Consider the following 18,595-nt stretch of genomic DNA (forward strand, 5'->3'; position numbering starts at 1 on the left):
CTGTTTGAGGGGGTAAGGCAGCACGGTAGGGCAGAGAAATCATCAGGCGGCGTCGCTATGACGAGCTGCCGAGTGATACATAAAAACTGCAAGCCATATTTATCATGGACAGATATGCATATGCTCGATCTGCTTCTCTTGAGGAGTTTCGTTGCCGTCATCGATGAAGGTAGCTTCACTCGGGCTGCCAGTCGCCTGCACCTGACCCAGCCGGCTATCAGTGGACACCTGCGTCGTCTGGAGACGCAGGTTGGCAAGCCTTTGCTTCGTCGTACGACACGGGCCTTCGAAGTGACACCGGACGGAGAGTGCCTGGCAGCGTATGCCAGGGCCATCTTGGCGCTCAACCGCGATGCCATGACCCAGCTTTCTCGCTCCTCCTACCAAGGCAATGTGCGCTTGGGAGTTGCCGAGGATTGCGTCACCGTCCCGCTGATGCGCGCGCTCAGGGAGTTCGTGGAAGACAACCCACAAGTCGAACTCGGCGTGCGGGTGGGCATACCCGGCGACATGATCGTGGCCATGAAGCGAGGCGATGTGGACCTGATACTGGGGGCTCAGTGCGGCTCGCAGGAGCCGGGGCGCCTGCTATGGCATGAACCGCTGGTTTGGGCCTGGACCGACCGCTGCCCTGTACGCTTGCCCTCTCCACTACCCCTGGCCCTGTTTCCGGAGGCTTGTCCCTACCGCGAAGCCGCCTTGACCCAACTGGCGCTGGCCGGCATTCCGCAGCGCATGGCCATGCTGTGCACCAGCGGAGCCAGCCTGCGAGCGGCAGTGGAGGGCGGATTTGCGCTGGCACCGATGCCGGAGAGTCAGCTCGGCCCCGGGCTGGTTGCCCTGTCGGAAGAGCACGGCCTGCCTCTGCTGCCTGAGGCCGAGTTCATGCTGATGACCAGCCCGACGGGAGACCAGACCGTGCTCTCGGCCTTGGCCGACCGGATCGTCGAACATCTTTGCCCCACCCCGGTAGCGGAGCCGGCCTAGGAGCCCGGACATGTCATTGGCATGAAGGACGGCCAAGCCGTCGTCAGGGAGGAGAACAAGAATGCGACTGAGCAGTGTCATGCGATTGGCCGCCAGGGCCTCGACCGGGAGCGACTCGATCTTTGCCAAGGCTCTTGTCAGGGCAGCGGCCAAGCCGCGCCCGGCCAGCCAGCCACAGTTCACCCCACAGCAGAGTGTTACGACACCGCAATGGAACGCTGGCACGACCTTCCATCCGGCACAGGCCACGAACAGCGCGCCTTTCCCAGGCTATGGCGTCTATTCGATGGAATATCTGCAACAGCAGTTGCAGCTCAACGCCGAATCGCCCGTTTACGGCCCCTCTGTGCCGGACAATTTCGAGACTCCAGTATTCGATCCGCAGAGCCATGATCCCTTGCAGCGAGACGACCTGTTCCAGCCTGTCGATAACAGTACCGAGCCAGGGCTTGTCAGCAACGAGGAGGTGGTCGATCAACTCGAAGCGGCGGGTTACGAGGTCGAGATCACCGAGCTGCCGAATAGTGACGTGGTGATATTCGCTATCACCGACAGTGATGGCAACAGCGAGACGGTGGTAGTGGCGGAGGATGGGTCGCAAACGACGCTGGATCCCAAGCAAGAGACGACTCGCGAAGGTGTCGAGGAGATCGTCGATGGGGTCGCCGATGGCCAGAGTATCGACGAAATTGCCGAAGCACAGGGGCTGACCCCCGAACAGGTGGTTGCCCAGCTCCGAGCGGCTGGTTTCGAGTTCGAATCAGGAAGGGAAGGCGAGGGACCGAGCTACACCAATACGACCAGAATCATCGATGCAGAAAGTGGTGACCTCATCGTCAGTCACGAGACTGGGCCTGATGGCACACAGACCACCCTGATAATCGATGACGATGGAAACGAGACTCGCCGGACCGAGCACACCGACGGCAGCACCACCGAAGAGGTGACCGAGTCGAATGGTCGCGTGACCGAGACTGCCGTGGATGCCGATGGCACAACGACCACGACGGTCAAGTACGAGCAAAATGGCGTGTCGGTCGAAGAGGTTACGGTCGATGACGGTGAGACCACGACGACGATCATCGATGAAGACGGTAATCGCACGGAACTAGCGCCCGAGCAGGATACTAGCCGCGAAGGCATCGATGAGATCGCCGAAGCGGTCTCCGAAGGCAAGAGCATCGATACGATCGCCGAGGAAATGGGGCTGACCCGTGAACAGGTCGAGGCTCAACTGGCGGCCGCAGGATTCGAGGTCTCGGAACATACGGAGCCGGACGACAGCGTCTCTCGGCGCATCGTGGATGCGGAAACCGGTGAGGAAATTGCCAGCTATCGGTTCTCGATGAACGCCTTCACCCGCAGCTCATTATATATCGATGCAGCAGGCAATGAGGTGCGCCGCACCGAATACCAGGATGGCCGCAGCGTTGAGACTCGAATTGAGACCAATGACAGAAAGACCGTCACCAGCGAGAGTGCCGATGGAGAAACGACGGTCCGGGTGACCCACAACGGCTATACCGTAACCACGCCGCCGGATGGGGACATCACAGTGCGTCGTGAGGAGGATGGTGCCAAGGTAGAAGTCGAGCGAGGGACGCCTCTCGAGGCGATGGTCGAGACATTGATGGCCGTTGACCTTGACAGTTCAGATGCCGATGAGGCCCGGGCGGCAGAGGTTGTGCTCGCCGCGGTGGAGCGCGCGCTGGCTGGTGAAACCTTCCAGGAGCTTTACGGAAGCGATGGCACCGATGGAGCCGTGGGCGAGCAACAGAGAGCCCTGGACGACGCAATCGATGAATATGGTCCCGGCCAGCAGCCGGACAGGAATGTCACCTACGAGAACCCCTACGGAGACCCACCGCTAGAGCCGCCGCCCTCGGGAGGCGACTGGGTGCCCATGTACGGCCTGTGGATGGATCCGGAGGTAGCCAAGGCTACGGCAGCGCTATACGCCTTGGAAGCTGAGCAGCTCAGGGCCTTTGCTGAATTCGAGCGAAGCCAGGCGCAGTTGGATGTCTTTGCACTCGATCCGGCCTATGAGGAAGCGCTTCGGCGAGCCGGCAACATGTTCGATGAGGCCTTGGCTCCGCAAGGCTTGGTGTGGGTTCCGCCCAAGGCGGAGGGGGCGTTGGAGGATGCCCGCGAACGGCTGAAGGGAGCGGAGACCCGGCAGGAAGCTGCTGGTGAAGCCATGGAGGAATATCAGGAGGTCGAGCGTCTGCTGAATGAGGCTATCTCGGCTCAAGCGGAAATGCCCGACCCGCCCAATGGTTACGTTTGCACCAGTGAGGACACACCTGCCGACTTGCAGCAAAACGCTGATCAGTACGAGCAGGAGCAGAGCGCTTATGAAGCTGCCCAAGCCGATGTCGATGTGCTTTTCTTCGAAGCCGGTCTGCACAATGCCAAGGGCGATGAGCACTTGATGGACTATCAAGTTTCTCAGCTCGAGAGCCTGCTGGAGGAGGTCGATCCCGACAGCGATACCTATGAGGAAATCGAGGAGAAACTTGAGGAGGCCAGGGCCAGCCAGGAGGGAGCTGGCATCCAGGTGGATACGGCCCAGGCCTATCACGATTTTCATTCGGCGCGTCGTGACAACCTTCAGTTGACCGCCGAAACCTACGACATGAGAGAGCAATTGCTCGAGGCCTTCAATGAGGACAAGGGGCTTCTTGAAGAAGGTAAGACCTTCAAGCGGCTTAATGGCAAGTATCTTGGTGAGTTTACTGGCCAGCAGGTCATTGAAGAGCGGGAGGATGGTCTGTGGGTCGTCACTCATTTCGAGAAAGGTACCACCGAAGAGCGATTGGCTCCCGAAGAGATGAGTGAATGGTGGGAGAGGAATCGCGATCCTGAACTCACCGAGACGTGGCTCGAACACGTAGAAAACCGACAGGCAGCACATGAACGGGAAGCCGAGGCGGGAGCCGATCTTCACCATGCACTCGAGAGTAGTTACGACTTTACCCTTGAGAGCCTAGACGAGCAGATCGCCGATCTCGAAGAAGAACTCGAGTCTCTCTTCAAGACGCATGGGCAGGGAACTCAGGAGGCACCTGAGGAACTCTTCCCGGATGATGTCGAACCGCAGGAGATCGAACTCGGTGGTCAGGAGCTGTTGGTGACACCGGACATGGCATCCGCCTTTGAGGAACATGGGTTGGAAGCCTTGAAAGCCAGCGATCAGCCAGTGGGGATCATGATCGATGGGGAGAGACAATGGGTTCACGCGGAAGTTGCGATTACCCATATAGCACTAGAAGTCGCTCGTGACGAGACACAGCGCGAAATATTAGAGGCTGCACGCGATGACGTCAGCAACAAGGCGGATCATTATGAGCTGGCTGCCGATAGCTCCATGAAATTGTTGGGCGAATCGGACGCCGATTACCAAGCGCGTATGCAATACGATGCCATTGAGGAGCAGGGCGATGAAGCATTGGATATTCTTTACCAGTCGCGCTTCCAGGAGCTTCATGCCCAGGGATTCGATACGACATTCCGTACGTTCGATGAGGATGGGGTGGGCAATTTTATCGAAGAAAATCTTGGCCTGACGGAAGGTCGCGAAGGATACGATGATGTGCTCGGTGCGATTCATGATGTTGGGGGCGAGTGGCCCACGTTGCGGGCTGTTCCGCTCCTCCACCTTGACCGTGAGGGCGGAATGTCAGAGGTGGTTTTGCTTGCCGTTCGTGGAGATGATGGTGAGGTTCGCTATGTCGATGGCACGGGAAAGCATTATGCCGATTTGGCGGACTTCCAGGATCATAATCGCTTATTCGGAGAAGATGGGCGGCTGGTAGTTCCCGAGAATATGGAAATGCGACCCAGCGAGGATGGTGTTATTCCTCTTGAGGTTGTTACTGCCCGCAACGTGTCGGTACAGGAAAAGATAGTTGATCCTCTGGTCGGCATCGGTACAGGGGTAGCCACCGTGCTGGCCTTTACACCAGCGGCTCCCGTGGCAGCGCCATTAGCATACTTGGGCGGAGCCTATCTCGGCTATCGAGCTTTCGAACACCAGCGCAATCATATGCAGCGTGGCGGCGATTGGAACGACTTGGAGTCGTTTATGAATTACCTCTCCATTGCCACGACTGTCTTGCCGGCTGGTGCCAGTGGCTTGCGGACGATCGGCATGACAAGAAGTATGAATGTGACGAAAGGGGAGGCCTTTCTCGCCAGCATTGGCGCCGTCAAGCCGAGTTCTGCACTGGCGGATAGCGCCAACACCTATATGCGTAGTGTCGATGGCTTCAACCGCTGGGCTCGAAAAATGGATTGGGGGCCATCGGTACCGGTACTCCACTCATGGGCATGTCCGGTTATCAACTGGCGGTAAATGGCGACCAGATGACCGGGTTGCAGCAAATCGATGCCGTCGTAGGTCTGACCACCGGTTTCGCAGGAACTGGGCTAGGCATCCATGGGCTCAGTACGACGCGCCCTCCACGTGGTAACCGGGCAGACTCTCCTTCAGAGTCCGGCGGGCAACCTCCTGCGGGAAGAGGAGGCGATACGCTGCCACCTACGCCCGAGGCGGATGCTTCAGGTGTACCAGGCGGTACGATCCACCGGCCCGTAACTGACGAGACTCAAGGTAGCCAGGACACCCCAGCGACAGGTGAGACAGGCAATGGCATCTCTCCGACGGAGAGTACCCACGATAGTCCAGCTTTTTCAGAACATGGGGCAAGGGAGAATGAGGGCTCCCAAACAGTCGTGGCTTCCATTAAAGGACGAGCGGAGCAGGCGGCCTTATTCGACACCAGCACCGACACTTCCGAAGCGCGCCCTGAGGGGCGAAGGGAGACGCTGCTTGATGTGACGTTAAGCCAGCTTGGGGAAGGAAGCGCAGGGCTGGCGACTCCTCGAATCGTTTACCGCCTCGACTCAAGAGATCCAAGTACTGTATTTGCGGAGGGTTTCTCTCCCAGGTTTGGTACTTGGAATAAAAAATATACGGATCTGAAAGAGGCCGTGGAATCACATCTATGGGCAGATGATTCTGTTTTTGTCTCTACTTCCAGTGACTTGAGTGTGCCAAAAGGGGCGGGGGAAGGTAACGAGTGGGTATATGTCATCGCGGAGCCTGGAAAAGGGCTCGATGTCGATGGCTATCTTGGCTCCCACGAATGGAAGGGAGCCTCCGAGGTGCTTTTCGACTTTGTCCCAAGTGAGCGAATCGTAGGCGCGAGGAGATTGGGAGAAGAGCGTGCATTGCGACCTCGTAGCAAGAATGAGGGGGAGAACGAACCGACCTGGGCCCCACTCTATACGGGAGAGTTCGTAAGAAACCCCAACTTCAACTCTGAGGCGGCCGCTTCCATCGCTTCGCAGGCGGCTTCCGAACCAGGTTCGATGTCGCAGTTTGTTGCCCAGCCTGCTCGTGAAGTGATCACTTTCCGATTGCAGGATGACCAGGGGCAGATTGTGGATGCGCGTGTCTTGGGCCCGCGTGCTCCCGCCAGTGCTGACAATGTGTATGTCCAGCCCGCCATCGGGCCCAAGCCGCGTGGCGATGAGCCGGGAGTTGCGGGCAAGACCCATGTCTTCTACCGAGATCCGGAAACTGGCGAAGCTTTTGTCATGCCATGGATGCGGGGAGCGTCCCAAAACCACGTGCCGAGTGCGCAGCAGACCGCAACGCCACCGCAGGGTCTCGCGAGGCTTTATCGACTCGGCGATCTGGATGCGCTAAATCAGGCATCGACGGATGGCACTCTACCTGCGGGTCACTACGTCCATATCGTTCGTTCATCCAATACTGGGCTCGATAATGCCACCTTCTTCATCGATGGCGGCACCGTGCCCAAGAGTGGTCGCATAGATGAGAATGGACATCTCCGCTGGCCTTCCAGTCAGAAGGGACGCCCCGTCACTCTTTCCTTGCATGACCAAGGGAATGGGCAGCAGACGGTACGAATCGAGGATGCTACGGGTAGTGGAGCCTCTTCTCGTGAGGTGACCGCCAAGAGTGGCGATATCTTCATCGTCGTAAGCAGTGACCGTGTCACCGAGATCAGGGCGCAGATTCAGGGAGGCGGTCTGCCTTTCGCCGTCTACAGTGGCAATGGGCTCTGGAGTGTGTCGTCTACCGTGCCGACGGGCCAGCCGTCAACGGCAACAACTAAAGCGGCGCCTACAGCACAGCAGCAAAGTACGACACCACCCCAAGCGACACCCGTAACTCAGCAAAATGTAGCGCCACCCTCATCGACAGCGGGTGGTAGGGTCTCTGTCACCACGGATGCCCGTGGCCCGATCGTGCGAATTCATGACTTGGGGGGAGCTGGTCGTCTGTCATAGGCCAATCATCCCGTAAGGTCTGGCGCTCACCCTATGACAGGAAGGCGGGTAATGAAGCGCTTCCCGAGACAACTATGGTACGTCGCAGCGTTCTTGAGCAGGCATTGGCGCCGGAGGAAGTAGCCAAGCTACCGCATGAACCTTATGTGCGAGTCTCTTTGGTGGCCAGTTCTCAGAGGGGTGGGCAGGGCTATACCACACCAGTGCACGCTACGAGTAACGATAGCTCACCAGCACGCCGTCGCACGGCCAAGGGCCTGGCTGCTGCATTGGTGGGAGGTTCTCTATTTGGAGTGCATAGTGCCTCTGCGCATGGCTGGACCGGCGACGTGCTCAATCGAGCGGTTTCCCCAGAATCCCCTGCACTGGTTATTAATGGGTTGGGGTTCGGGATGAGGGGAGGGCTTATCTTCTTCAAGTCTCGTTTCGATGAAAAAATCAGAATAAACCGCGAGGCGCTAGAACGGGGCGAGGTCACGGCTGAACGGCTCAACTGGGAAGCGAGCCGTATAATTACTTCTCGCAGAGCACTGAACCTCAGCAAGGAGCAGGTGGCGAGAATCGGTAACGTAACGGAGGAGTTTTGGGCACGTTATCAAATTCTGAAAGAGTTACCTGTCACCCAAGAGAGCGTGCAACGAGGCTGGACGGAGGATGCCAAGACGCAGGCGCTCAAGCAGGCGACCAATCTTTATCGAGCGCAACTTAAAAAAGTGGCCGGGGAAGAGGCCCTGACGGTCAACCCACTGGATCCTCGTACCTGGAAGGGAGTGCTGTTCAATAGCAGTATATTAATGACACATTTGGTCAATGATGTGGTGTCGTGGCAGTATCTTCAAAACCAATGGAGTAACGGCGAGCTTGCAAGTACTAATCTGCTGGATATCACCAGTAACCTGGGGTTGGCTGGCTTCCTTGTTGCCAACGTAGTGCTCGCCGGCAGTGCGGCGACCAAGGTAGGTACGGGCCTGGCTCGCGTCGATCTCAAATCCTTGCCTTGGGTCAATAAGTTAGCAGGCACCGGCACGGCCATTGGTTCTTATTTTTATGGAATTATGACGCCTCCATGGGCGGCATACACAATGTATGCTGCGGGAGAAGCCATGGCCAATGGGCACTGGTACACCGCCGGGGTCCATCTAGCTGCGCTGCCCTTCCAGGTCGGCTTGTCCTATTACGGCATCAGGGGGCTGCGTGATGATGCCATTTCCATGGTGAAATCATGGAAAGAGGGCCAGGATCCCAGCAGGACCTGGCCGATTCGGGTGCTTTATCCCGCGACAACGATCCCCATGGCGGCATTGACCGGTACCGAAGCCTACAACCAATTCGCTCAAGGCAATCATCTCGCTGGCACGGCCCTGGCGGGTGGTACTCTCATGCAGATGTACTTTATCGATCTTGCGAGCAGACGGCTCAACTGGATGGATGCAGACGTACGACATGGACCATTCCGCCGTTTGACCGGTGATGACCGCCTCGCCTCGGATGGCAACCGTATCTGGGCCGGAGTAGGCTTGACACTCGCTGGAGGAATGCTCATTCCGGGTGCTTTGCTGGATTTACGTAACTACTTGGAAGATAAGGAGCTATTGCCGGATTGGGAGTGGCTCATCGCTGACCTGGAAAGCGAGGATGAGTCCGATGAACCCCCTATCTCTGAACCTTCTGGAACTGGAGGTGTGCCGGGTCAGACGGAACAGGAAGATACCCCGCCAAGCCCGGCGCCTACACCGCAACCAGATGGGAGAGAAGGGGGTTTTGAAGAAGGCCGGGGACAATTCTCTTCCTGGCGCTGGAAGCCAGGCTTTCAACCCTTAGGGAGTCAAAGTCAAGGGAGAGCTAACCCCACTCTTGAGGAACAGGGGCATGATTGGGTTGAGGCCGATTCTTCGAGGTCTCTGGGCAGCATCGCCATTAAGCAAGGTCACGATATTACGGAGTTGGTAGAGCTTAACCTGAGTCATATCGATGACCCCGGCACGCTGAGACCCGGAGACCGGATTTATCTACCGAAGAGGGAACTGGCATAGACGATGAAGGAAAATTTCCCAGTGCAATCTTCTTTACATTCGGTTCGAATCGCGAGGGGGCAGGCGTGTCCAAAAGAAGTTGGTGATTTTTCTTGTTTCGGGGTTGTTTTTTAGTGCTTCGCCTCGTGGGAAGTCCCTTGGGCGATGAGATTGAAGAGACTGCGAGGGCTTGGCTACCCTGGTTTGTGTATCGTTGAGGTAATTGAGTTGTAATAATTTTGTCTTGGGAAGCCATTTTGATGGGTATTTATTTTTTCTCATTTTTGGTGGGTGTGGTGGTTCGTTATGGGTTTTATAAGTGAGTATGATAAATAACTTTTTTCAGTGTTTTTTCTCCGCCATTGCATTGCGCTGGCTGTTTGTTTGGCTATGATTTTATGGGGCGGGGTTCCGCTCCGGTAACGTTGAATCTCGTGCATGATGCAGACTGAAAAGAAATAGAAATGTTGTACCCGGATTTTTCTGGCTGGTTATTGCAGTCCATAGACCTAGAAGGAGACATGGCATGGCGATCTTCAAGCTCAAGGAAAAGAAAGAGAATGAGGGTGTTTCAGGCGCCGGCGGTTCTGGCGGCGGCATCAATGTTCAGGAACTGAAAAAAGTCTTTGATGAGGCTGCCGAGAAGTCGATGGAGGTCAGCAAGACCAAGACCGAGGGTAACACCGACGTCGATACCGCCAGGGCGGCACGCCCGAACAATTGACGCGGTCACGATGGACGCTGGCGGGGCACCAGCGTCCGTTCGTGCTTGAAGTTTTGGCTGTGCATTGCCGCTTTCACGTACGGGGTGGGGCTCGTGCGCGATGGCCTTTCATGACGGGTGGCGTTCATGGCTTCCGTGTCTTCGTTATTGTTGCCGACGACCGAGACGTTCTCCACGCTCGAGGTCAGAAGCGGTTTCCACTGCGGCGTGGCGGTTCCCCTCGAGAGGTCCGTCTGTCGCCTCGGCTCCGCCGCCAGCAGCGATGTCATGTTGAGCGACGATGGCATTGCCGCTGAACATGTCATCTTGCGCTTCCACGGACGTATGGTAGCCATCGAGGCGGTCGGCGGTACCGCCGAAGCCAATGGCAAACCGTTGGCGCAAGGTACCGGTTGGCGAACTCCTCTGCCGGTTACTCTCACCATCGGTGAGGCGACACTCACCCTTTCCCGGCCTGAGCTTTCGTTGCCGCCTGCCTTGCAGAGCGCCCGCCAGGCCGCTGGTACGCTCAAGGAACGTGTGCAAGCCGGCATTCCGGCTCTATCGGTGGCCTTGGGACGTCGCCTGGCTCCGCTGGAAGCGGGCTTGCGTCGCGTCGCGCTACCCATCGGGTCGGTCCTGCAAGGCTGGCTGGTGAGGTTCTGGCTGCGCATTGAGCGGTTCATGGCGCCGGTGAACCGACGCCTGGGTCGCTGGCTGGCGCCGCTGGGAGATTTCATGGTCCGCCAGTGGCAGCGGGCACCGATACCCGCGCCCTGGCGCCAACGGCTGGCCCTGGTGGGCCGGGCCGCGCCTCATGTATTGGCCGGGCGCGGTGCCGCCGTGATGGCCTTCTGCTCCTCCCTCGCGCTCGTGGGGGCTTATCAGATGATTGGCGTCGGCAAGGCAGGAGCCGACATTTCCGCCAGCGCACTCTACTCCACGGGCATGTTGCATCCACAGGCGGCCGAGGCGGCTCGTGCGCTGATGGATAGCGAGACGCCACCCGAGGAGGCTCTGGCGCAGCGTCTCACCGAGGCCGGACTGGAGGGGCTGCAAGTACGCGATGCCGGCAATCATCTGATCGTGGCCGGTGAATTCCCCCCGAGCGATATGAGGAATGGCGCGACGTACAGCACTGGTTCGACCAGCACTACGGTAGTCGTCAGCTGTTGATCAGCGAGGCTCGGCCGCGGCTATCGGTCGACTCGCCGGCGCTCCAGTTCCAGGCGGTGTGGTTTGGGGACAATCCCTACGTCGTCGATGCCCGGGGCGAGCGTCTCTACCCCGGCGCTCCCTTGCAGGAGGGGTGGGTGCTGGCCGAGATCGCCGAGGGCCGTGTCACGGTACGCCGTGATGGCACCGAATTCTCCCTGACGCTCTGAGGGGGCTGCCCATGAGAGTCATTTCCGAGCGCCCCCATGACGACACCCGGCTTCGCACGGGCACGGTGAGCCACTCTGGCGAGCGCGGTGGTGGGCATGTCGGTGAGATAGAGAGTGGCAAGCCCGTCGACCCGGAGCGCCAGGCCGATTTTGCCAGGGCGGTGGAGGATAGCCAGGCCAGGCGTCAACAAGAAGGCACGTTGCGCGAGCGGGTCGAACGCTTGGCGCAGCCGTCGCCGAGCGATCCATCGCTGTACGGCAACGAGCGCAGCATCGAGCTGCTCCAGCACGTGGCCGAGGTGGTGCTGCCCGGGATGGACGTATCGCCCGAGATCGCCGATCTGGCCGTGCAGATGATCAATGAAGAGGTCACGCAGCGCCTGGAGTGGGCAGCGCGCCGTACCGAGGCCGAGGAGTACGAGCCATGAGGGATGGCGACCAGGGAGCGGCGGAGCTGCTGCACATGATGGGGCACCTCTACCTCAAGAGTGGCGAAAAGAAGCGTGGCCTGGTGCTGCTGCTGATCGCAGCGCATGCGGCGCCGGCACATGTCGGGATCCTGCATTCCCTATCCCGGGCCTTCATTGCGGTGGGCGATGCGCCGCGTGCGCTCGAGGCGCTCGATCGTATCGAGCAGCTGCAGGGAGCCTCTCCGGCGCTGGTATTGCTGCAAAGCCGTGCGCTGTGGGCGGACGGTCAAAGGGACGAGGCCCGGCGCCGCTTTCACGATTACCTGCAGCTGCGGGGGAGTGCATGAGCGCGGTCCTGGCGAAGCTCAATCTCGTTGCCCAGCGGGCGGCCCAGCGCAGCGACATCGTCATTGCGCTGTTCACCGTGCTGGCGGTGATCATGATGATCATCCCGCTGCCGACGACCCTCGTGGATGCCTTGATCGGTATCAACATCGGTTTCAGCCTGCTGATCCTCGTCGTGGCGTTCTATATCTCTCACCCGGTCGAGTATTCGTCGCTGCCGCCGATCATCCTGCTGGCCACCCTGTTTCGCCTGGCGCTGTCGATCACCACCACCCGCTTGATTCTGCTCGAGGGCGATGCCGGACAGATCGTCTCGGCATTCGGCCACTTCGTCATTGCCGGTGAAGTGGTGATCGGCCTGGTGGTGTTCTTGATCATCACCGTGGCGCAGTTCCTGGTGATCACCAAGGGGGCCGAGCGGGTCGCGGAGGTTGCGGCCCGTTTCATCCTCGATGCCATGCCGGGCAAGCAGATGAGCATCGACAACGACCTGCGCAATGGCGACATCGATCAGGAGGAGGCGCGTGGCAGGCGCCGGCGCCTGGAGCAGGAGAGCCAGCTCTATGGGGCGATGGATGGTGCGATGAAGTTCGTCAAGGGCGATGCCATCGCCGGCCTGGTGATCCTGTGCGTGAACCTGATCGGTGGGCTGTCGTTGGGCATGGTCAAGCGGGGCATGTCGTTCGGTGAGGCGGTGAACACCTATTCGCTGCTGACGGTCGGTGATGGCCTCGTGGCCCAGATCCCGGCGCTGCTGATCGCCGTGGGAGCCGGCACCGTGGTGACGCGGGTCAGTTCGAATACCGGACACAACGGTGACCTGGGCAGCGAGATCGTTGCTCAACTCGGCAGGAACTCCCGGGCACTGGGGCTGACAGCCGTCATCTTGTTCTTCGTCGCCTTCATCCCGGGGTTTGCCTCCGGCGTGTTTCTCGCCTTGGCCGCCGGTTTGGGCTTTGCGGCCTTCGTGATCCGGCGACGGGAACGCCAGCTCGTGGCTCAGGCCGGCAACGCGTCGCCCGCCTTGGCCATGTCGGCTGGTGCCACGCCGGCTAGTGGTAGTACCGCTCCACCGCCCGAAGTGTCGCCGCCATCGGCTCCTCACGAGCCTGAAGCCTCTGCGCCGGCATCGGGAGCGGATGGCGTGCACCGGGTGAGGCTCAGCCTGGCGGCCCCTCTGGCCGACGAGCTGTCCGTGGATGCCCTGCGCTGGGATCTCGACGAGGCGCGCCGCCGGGCCGGCGAAACCCTGGGGGTCGATATGCCCGGCGTCGGTTTGCGTGTCGATGCGGCATTGGAGGCCCAGCACTTTGCCATCGAACTCGACGAAGTCCCGATCATGCAGGGAGAGATTTCCGCCGGGCGGGTACTGCTCGACGACGATCCCGTGCATCTGGAGCTACTGGAGGTGGAGGCTACAGAGCATCCGTCGCCGCTGAGTCGGCAACCGGGGCAGTGGGTGGCCGTGGGGGAGTGTGAGCGCCTGGATGAGGCCGGAATTGGTTACCTCAAGGCCGACCAAGTGCTGTGCCGCTGCCTGGAGCGCACCCTGACGCGCTATGCCGGTGAGTTCGTCGGTATCCAGGAAACCCGTGCCCTGCTGTCGCGCATGGAACAGGACTATGCCGAGTTGGTGGGCGAGGCGGTGCGCGTGGTGTCGCTGCAGAAGATCGCAGATATCCTGCGCCGCCTGGTGGACGAGGGCATTCCACTTCGCGCCCTGCGCACCATCCTCGAGGCGACAGTGACCTGGGGACCTCAGGAGGCGAGCGTGACACGGCTGGCAGAGCGGATTCGGGCGGCGCTGTCACGTCAGATCTGTCATCGCTTCGCTCGAGCCGACCGGGTGCTGCCGGCTTGGGTAGTGTCGCGCCAGGTCGAGGAAGCCATCCGCGCGACCCAGCGCAACAGCGATGGCGCTCCCAGAAGCGGCAGCGTGCCGGCTACGTTGTCGCGCTCCCTGAACCGTTGGTTCCAGCAGCGTCTCGAGGCGTTGGACAGCGACGTATCACCGGTGGTGGTGGTTTCCGCCGACGTGCGTTCGGTACTGCAACAGTGGGTGAGGCGGCATGAGCTGGATCTGCCTGTCATCGCCTGGACCGAGATCGCGCCGGAGTTCAGTCTCCAGTCGCTGGCCCAGGTCAGGCTGTCGCAAGAGCACTCGCGGGGCGACGGCGCTGCTGCGACCGGCACGCCCAAGGGCGCAACGGAATGAGCATCTCCAACGACAACTTCTCTTCCCCTGGACATGGAGCAATGACCGCAATGGCAGCCAGACCCTCGATCTTTTCCTTCGTCCTTGGCGCGGTGCCGATTCATGGCCTGGCGTTCTTCTTGCTGTCATGGCTCGTGCTGGCGATACCTTCACTTGCCCAGAGCGTCGACGGCGGAGAGGGACAGGGGCTCACGCTGGAAACCGGCCAGGGACGTATCCTGCGCTTCGGTGAGCCGGCCGCTTCGGTGTTCGTGGCCGATCCCGAGATTGCCGACGTGCAAGTCGTCTCACCTGGCGTGCTTTACCTCTTCGGCAAGGCCCAGGGGGACACCAACCTGATCGTGCTGGGCTCGGACGAGCGCACTCAGGCCTCGATGCGCATCCAGGTGCGCGACGGCGCCCAGGCGGCCAACCAGGCGTTGCAGGGCGCGGGAGGCGGAGCGCCGATCACGCTGCGCATGGCTGGCAACCAGCTGGTGGCGCAAGGCGAGAGTGTGGATGTCGATGGGGCCATCGCCATCCAGTCCACGCTGCAGAGCCACGCACCGGAAGAGGGACGAACGCTGGATGCCACCACCTATCAAGGCGGCACCCAGATCAATCTACGCGTCCGTTTCGCCGAGGTATCGCGCGAGGAACTGCTGCAGTACGGCGTCAGTTGGAGCGCGCTGATCAACAACGGCTCCCTGTCGCTGGGTATACTGCCCGGCTCCCAGGCCGGCATGACCTTCGGCACCCTGGGCGCCGGTGGCGACAGCGTCGACGGGCTGTTGCAGGCTTTGCAGGAGAATGGGCTGCTGCAGATCCTGGCGGAACCCAACATCACCGCGGTGACCGGAGAGACGGCAAGCTTCCTGGCCGGTGGCGAGATCCCGATCCCGGTGCCGGTCAATCGCGACCTGGTCGGCATCGAGTACAAGCAGTTCGGCGTCTCGCTGCTGTTCACCCCGGTATTGCTGCCCAACGATCGCATTTCGCTGCAGGTGCGCCCGGAGGTGAGCAGCCTGACCGACAGCAGTGTGCAAGTCGGGGGCATCAGCGTGCCGGGGCTGCAGGTCCGCCGCGCCGACACCCTGGTGGAGGTCGGCAGTGGGCAAACCTTCGCCATCGCCGGGCTGTTCCAGCGCGACACCTTCAACAACGTCGAACGCATTCCCGTGCTCGGCGATCTTCCGATCCTCGGCAACCTGTTCCGCTCGCGGCGCTTCCAGCGCAACGAAACCGAGTTGGTGATCCTGATCACTCCCTACATCGTCGAACCCGTCTCTTCTCCGGCCTCGGTGCGCATGCCAATGGATCATGCCCGGGTCGTGGGCGACGACGGGACGGTCGACACGGGCAGCGCCTATCGGGTCGCGAGCAACGATCCCTTCGGCTTCCACCTGCAGTGAAGGAGAAAAGGGTATGCGACATCACTCATGCTGTCCCTGGCGCCTGCTCCCCTTGGCACTGCTGCTGAGCGGCTGTGTCTCGTCGATGGGGCCGATCTCGTGGGACACCGGCTATCGGCAGGTGGGCGATCCCGAGGGGCAGGATCCCGAGGCGCTGCGGCGCGCCATCGCGCCCAACACCTGCCGGGCGGCGCCGGGACAGGCCGGCATCGTGCCGCTGCCGCCTGGCTGCGCCAACGATCTCAACCTGCAGGCCATGGTCGAGCGTCCCGGCGACCTGCTGCACGGGCGCGAAATGGGGCCTGCGCGGGGAGCCCCCGTGGCGGCGGCGGCTCGCGAGCGCTTGGAGGACCGCGAGCGCGCCAACAGCCGCCGCGTCGTGCTCGAGGCGGAAGCGCGCAGCTCCGCCAGCCGCAGTGCCACCACGGGGGACCTATGAGCGTGCGCTTGCCAGCATTGCTTGGCCTGGGCGCATGGCGCCCAGGCGGCGGGTCTTACCGTGTCATGGCCAGCCCCATGGCGCGGGCTCGGCTGGCCGGGTCGGCGATCTCGCCGATGCGCGCAGCCTGTTCGATCAGCGACTGGCGCTCGTTGGCTGGCATTTCCGGAATGGCAATGCTGCGGGCGAGTTCCGTTTCCCGGGCCAGCACCAGCACCAGGATCAGGTTACGGAAGTGGCGCGCTTCAGCCAGCGGCGAGTCGCTCACCTGGTGCATCAGTTCGACCGCTTCGGCACTCTCGCCGGCCAGCGAGTATGCCAAGGCCAGGTTGGTGAGGGCGTCCGGGTCATGCGGCCTGAGGGCGGCCGCCCGCGAAAACGCATGGGTAGCCGATTCTCCCTGGCCGACCAGCGCGTGGGCGGCACCCAGGCGGCTCCAGGCCACGGGCGTGTCGATTTCCGGCGCCGCCTTGTGCAGGTTGCGTACCGCGCTTTCCGCCTCGCCGAGCTGCAATTGGGCCGTACCCAGTCCCAACAGCGCTTCGGCGTTTTCGATATCGAGTCGGAGGGCGGTACGGAAGGAGGCCTTGGCCGCTTCCGTGTTACCGGCCGCGAGCCGCGCATTGCCGAGCCGGACATGCAGGCGCGGATCATCGGGCGTCAACTCTGCTGCCCGCTCGTACATGGCCGCGGCGGTGGCATGGTCGCCGCGCTGGTTGATGTCGTCCGCCAGGCTGAGCAGGCGGGCCTGCTCGCCGCTTGGACCGACGGCGGTAGTCGTGCAGGCACCGAGTGCCATGCAGGCAAGCAACAGGGCGGTCGTTCTCAGGCTGGCAGTCATCAAGGATCAAGCCTCCTTTCGTGTGACCCGGAATGGCGACGTCTTGAGGATGTTACTGCACCGTTTTCTCGCTTGGTATACGCAATCGTCAGTTAGTGAAAAGAAGTTTCGTGCAGGAATTTATCCGGGATGAGCGGTTGGAGAAGCGGCATGTTTTATCCCGACAGCAAGAGGAAGCGTATTGAGAATGACGAGCCGGCGCCATGGGAAACACGTTTTTGTAGTCATGCATCATGCGTCGATATGTGGGCTTGTGGCGATCCTTTGCTCTGCGTCCCTGGCCCAGGAAGGTGAGGCCGAATGGCCGGCGGATGCCTGGAAGGAGAGGGAGTATCGCTACGTCATCATCGATCAGGACGTGCGCGACGTGCTGCGTGAAATGGGACACAACCTTTCCTTGCCTGTGGAGGTGTCGCGCGAAGTGAGAGGGCGTATCAGGGGCGACGTGAGGGCCGAAACCGCTGAGGAGTTCCTGGAGAAGATCAGCATGGCCAATGGCTTGGCCTGGTATTTCGATGGCGGTGTGCTGCACGTCGTCACGCGTGGGGAAATGACCCAGCGTCGCTTCGAGCTCGACGGCCTCGATCAGCAGCGCTTGTTGGGCGAGATCGAGCGAACTCGCATCGGCTCGCCCTTGAGAATGAGGCTGGTAAATGGAGGGTCAGTGCTGCAGGTCTGGGGACCTCCGGCCTGGATAGAGAGCGTGGCCAGGAAGGTCGAGCGCATGCGTGAGCCGACTCGTCACGGCCCTTCCAGGGTCAGGGTGTTTCGCGGTGGTACGACTGAAACGACCGTCAATGAATGACGGCGACACGAGAGGAGAATGACCAGATGAACGGTATCGAACCCACAGGTGCAACGGGCGGCAACGACGTAGCCGGTACGGATCAGCAAACCTTCGACGAAGCCGTCGAAACCGCCCAGGTCAACGCCATGGTCGGCCAGGCCGTGGGCTCCCTGGCGACGATGCATGTGATGGATTACGTCGGTGAAACGCTCAAGGACGAAGGCTGATCCTGGCCAAGGCAGGGCGCGGACGGCCGGTGCCGAACGCGCAGGCCCGGTTGTGAGGTGAATGTACGGTGGCGAGGTGAACGTACTGTTGCGAGGTGAACGTGATGATAGCGACGACCACGGGAGCGACACAGATGCCCGGGCTGGAAGGGGCTTCCGGCTCCACAGCCCTGGCTGACCAGAACCTCTTCGAGCATATGGCACGCACGTCCGGCTCGAATCATGGCGCGGTGACACCGGCCGAGCTGGGCGAGAGTCTGTTCGACCGCATGTCGGGTTCCATCGAGCAGTTGCTCCGCCCCCTGCAGGGGGCGGGTGAGGGCGATGCCTCGCGCACCGTGGCGAGCCGTGAGGCCGCTCAGGGCGAGAGCAGCGCGCAGGGCGAGGGAGCGGAGGCGCTGGGCGATGTGCAGTTCGAGCGCATGCTGGAGGGACTGCGCGAGGTGTTCGACCATGCGTGCAATGCCAAGCTGCTGGCGACTGGCGCGGGCCAAGTGTCGGGCACGTGCTCGACAGTACTGCGAGGATAGCG

Annotated in this window: 15 protein-coding genes and 1 pseudogene; 15 read left to right on the forward strand and 1 reads right to left on the reverse strand. The window is 61.0% G+C overall.

The window, feature by feature from the left end:
* The first annotated feature begins 120 nt into the window (after positions 1-120).
* From EKK97_RS04910 to EKK97_RS04965, 12 genes and pseudogenes are all read left to right on the forward strand, one after another.
* Entirely contained in the window at positions 121-987 is an 867-nt protein-coding gene (locus EKK97_RS04910; RefSeq protein ID WP_159549770.1) for a LysR family transcriptional regulator, read from the forward strand.
* A 61-nt stretch (positions 988-1,048) separates the two neighbouring features.
* Positions 1,049-5,341 (forward strand): DUF4781 domain-containing protein, encoded by a 4,293-nt coding sequence (locus tag EKK97_RS04915; RefSeq protein WP_159549773.1) that lies wholly within the window; start codon positions 1,049-1,051, stop codon positions 5,339-5,341.
* A gap of 482 nt (positions 5,342-5,823) precedes the next feature.
* Positions 5,824-7,308, forward strand: a complete 1,485-nt coding sequence (locus EKK97_RS04920) for a scabin-related ADP-ribosyltransferase (protein ID WP_159549776.1) — start codon at positions 5,824-5,826, stop codon at positions 7,306-7,308.
* A gap of 74 nt (positions 7,309-7,382) precedes the next feature.
* Positions 7,383-9,341 (forward strand): LysM peptidoglycan-binding domain-containing protein, encoded by a 1,959-nt coding sequence (locus tag EKK97_RS04925; RefSeq protein WP_159549779.1) that lies wholly within the window; start codon positions 7,383-7,385, stop codon positions 9,339-9,341.
* 505 nt (positions 9,342-9,846) lie between these two features.
* The gene (locus EKK97_RS04930; protein ID WP_159549782.1) at positions 9,847-10,044 is read left to right on the forward strand and encodes a hypothetical protein; all 198 of its coding nucleotides are present in this window, start codon (positions 9,847-9,849) and stop codon (positions 10,042-10,044) included.
* 126 nt (positions 10,045-10,170) lie between these two features.
* Positions 10,171-11,150 (forward strand): annotated as a pseudogene (locus EKK97_RS04935) (FHA domain-containing protein); the annotation flags it as partial.
* Positions 11,151-11,195: 45 nt separating this feature from the next.
* Positions 11,196-11,408, forward strand: a complete 213-nt coding sequence (locus EKK97_RS04940) for a SctD/MshK family protein (protein WP_236551377.1) — start codon at positions 11,196-11,198, stop codon at positions 11,406-11,408.
* 11 nt (positions 11,409-11,419) lie between these two features.
* On the forward strand, positions 11,420-11,836 hold the full coding sequence (locus EKK97_RS04945) for a hypothetical protein (RefSeq protein ID WP_159549788.1): 417 nt from the start codon (positions 11,420-11,422) through the stop codon (positions 11,834-11,836).
* On the forward strand, positions 11,833-12,165 hold the full coding sequence (locus tag EKK97_RS04950; protein WP_159549791.1) for a tetratricopeptide repeat protein: 333 nt from the start codon (positions 11,833-11,835) through the stop codon (positions 12,163-12,165). The genes EKK97_RS04945 and EKK97_RS04950 overlap by 4 nt, the downstream gene beginning before the upstream one ends.
* On the forward strand, positions 12,162-14,378 hold the full coding sequence (sctV, locus tag EKK97_RS04955; protein ID WP_159549794.1) for a type III secretion system export apparatus subunit SctV: 2,217 nt from the start codon (positions 12,162-12,164) through the stop codon (positions 14,376-14,378). The genes EKK97_RS04950 and sctV overlap by 4 nt, the downstream gene beginning before the upstream one ends.
* A gap of 50 nt (positions 14,379-14,428) precedes the next feature.
* Complete coding sequence (locus EKK97_RS04960) at positions 14,429-15,769, forward strand: type II and III secretion system protein family protein (RefSeq protein WP_159549797.1); 1,341 nt, start codon at positions 14,429-14,431, stop codon at positions 15,767-15,769.
* 13 nt (positions 15,770-15,782) lie between these two features.
* The gene (locus EKK97_RS04965) at positions 15,783-16,208 is read left to right on the forward strand and encodes a hypothetical protein (protein ID WP_159549800.1); all 426 of its coding nucleotides are present in this window, start codon (positions 15,783-15,785) and stop codon (positions 16,206-16,208) included.
* Between the two features lie 55 nt (positions 16,209-16,263).
* Here EKK97_RS04965 and EKK97_RS04970 read toward each other — a convergent pair whose 3' ends face one another.
* Positions 16,264-17,049: a tetratricopeptide repeat protein gene (locus tag EKK97_RS04970; protein WP_159549803.1), complete on the reverse strand. Its 786-nt coding sequence runs from the start codon at positions 17,047-17,049 to the stop codon at positions 16,264-16,266.
* A 253-nt stretch (positions 17,050-17,302) separates the two neighbouring features.
* On the opposite strand from EKK97_RS04970, the gene EKK97_RS04975 reads away from it, so the two are divergent.
* The 3 genes from EKK97_RS04975 to EKK97_RS04985 all read left to right on the forward strand — a co-directional run bounded on the left by EKK97_RS04975 (position 17,303) and on the right by EKK97_RS04985 (position 18,593).
* Positions 17,303-17,854: a type III secretion protein gene (locus EKK97_RS04975; protein WP_159549806.1), complete on the forward strand. Its 552-nt coding sequence runs from the start codon at positions 17,303-17,305 to the stop codon at positions 17,852-17,854.
* Positions 17,855-17,880: 26 nt separating this feature from the next.
* A complete protein-coding gene (locus EKK97_RS04980) occupies positions 17,881-18,063 on the forward strand; it encodes a hypothetical protein (protein WP_159549809.1) in 183 nt (60 codons plus the stop codon).
* A gap of 104 nt (positions 18,064-18,167) precedes the next feature.
* Entirely contained in the window at positions 18,168-18,593 is a 426-nt protein-coding gene (locus EKK97_RS04985; RefSeq protein ID WP_159549812.1) for a hypothetical protein, read from the forward strand.
* The last annotated feature ends 2 nt before the right edge of the window (positions 18,594-18,595 follow it).

Source organism: Billgrantia tianxiuensis, from assembly GCF_009834345.1.
GTDB lineage: Bacteria > Pseudomonadota > Gammaproteobacteria > Pseudomonadales > Halomonadaceae > Halomonas > Halomonas tianxiuensis.

What these genes read in the sequence shown, in the direction of transcription:
- EKK97_RS04925 (WP_159549779.1), top strand. Translation starts at nt 7,383, where the DNA reads ATGGTACGTCGCAGCGTTCTTGAGCAGGCATTGGCGCCGGAGGAAGTA.
- EKK97_RS04915 (WP_159549773.1), top strand. Translation starts at nt 1,049, where the DNA reads ATGCGACTGAGCAGTGTCATGCGATTGGCCGCCAGGGCCTCGACCGGG.
- EKK97_RS04965 (WP_159549800.1), top strand. Translation starts at nt 15,783, where the DNA reads ATGCGACATCACTCATGCTGTCCCTGGCGCCTGCTCCCCTTGGCACTG.
- EKK97_RS04960 (WP_159549797.1), top strand. Translation starts at nt 14,429, where the DNA reads ATGGCAGCCAGACCCTCGATCTTTTCCTTCGTCCTTGGCGCGGTGCCG.
- EKK97_RS04910 (WP_159549770.1), top strand. Translation starts at nt 121, where the DNA reads ATGCTCGATCTGCTTCTCTTGAGGAGTTTCGTTGCCGTCATCGATGAA.
- EKK97_RS04930 (WP_159549782.1), top strand. Translation starts at nt 9,847, where the DNA reads ATGGCGATCTTCAAGCTCAAGGAAAAGAAAGAGAATGAGGGTGTTTCA.
- EKK97_RS04980 (WP_159549809.1), top strand. Translation starts at nt 17,881, where the DNA reads ATGAACGGTATCGAACCCACAGGTGCAACGGGCGGCAACGACGTAGCC.
- EKK97_RS04985 (WP_159549812.1), top strand. Translation starts at nt 18,168, where the DNA reads ATGATAGCGACGACCACGGGAGCGACACAGATGCCCGGGCTGGAAGGG.
- EKK97_RS04950 (WP_159549791.1), top strand. Translation starts at nt 11,833, where the DNA reads ATGAGGGATGGCGACCAGGGAGCGGCGGAGCTGCTGCACATGATGGGG.
- sctV (WP_159549794.1), top strand. Translation starts at nt 12,162, where the DNA reads ATGAGCGCGGTCCTGGCGAAGCTCAATCTCGTTGCCCAGCGGGCGGCC.
- EKK97_RS04945 (WP_159549788.1), top strand. Translation starts at nt 11,420, where the DNA reads ATGAGAGTCATTTCCGAGCGCCCCCATGACGACACCCGGCTTCGCACG.
- EKK97_RS04970 (WP_159549803.1), bottom strand. Translation starts at nt 17,049, where the DNA reads ATGACTGCCAGCCTGAGAACGACCGCCCTGTTGCTTGCCTGCATGGCA.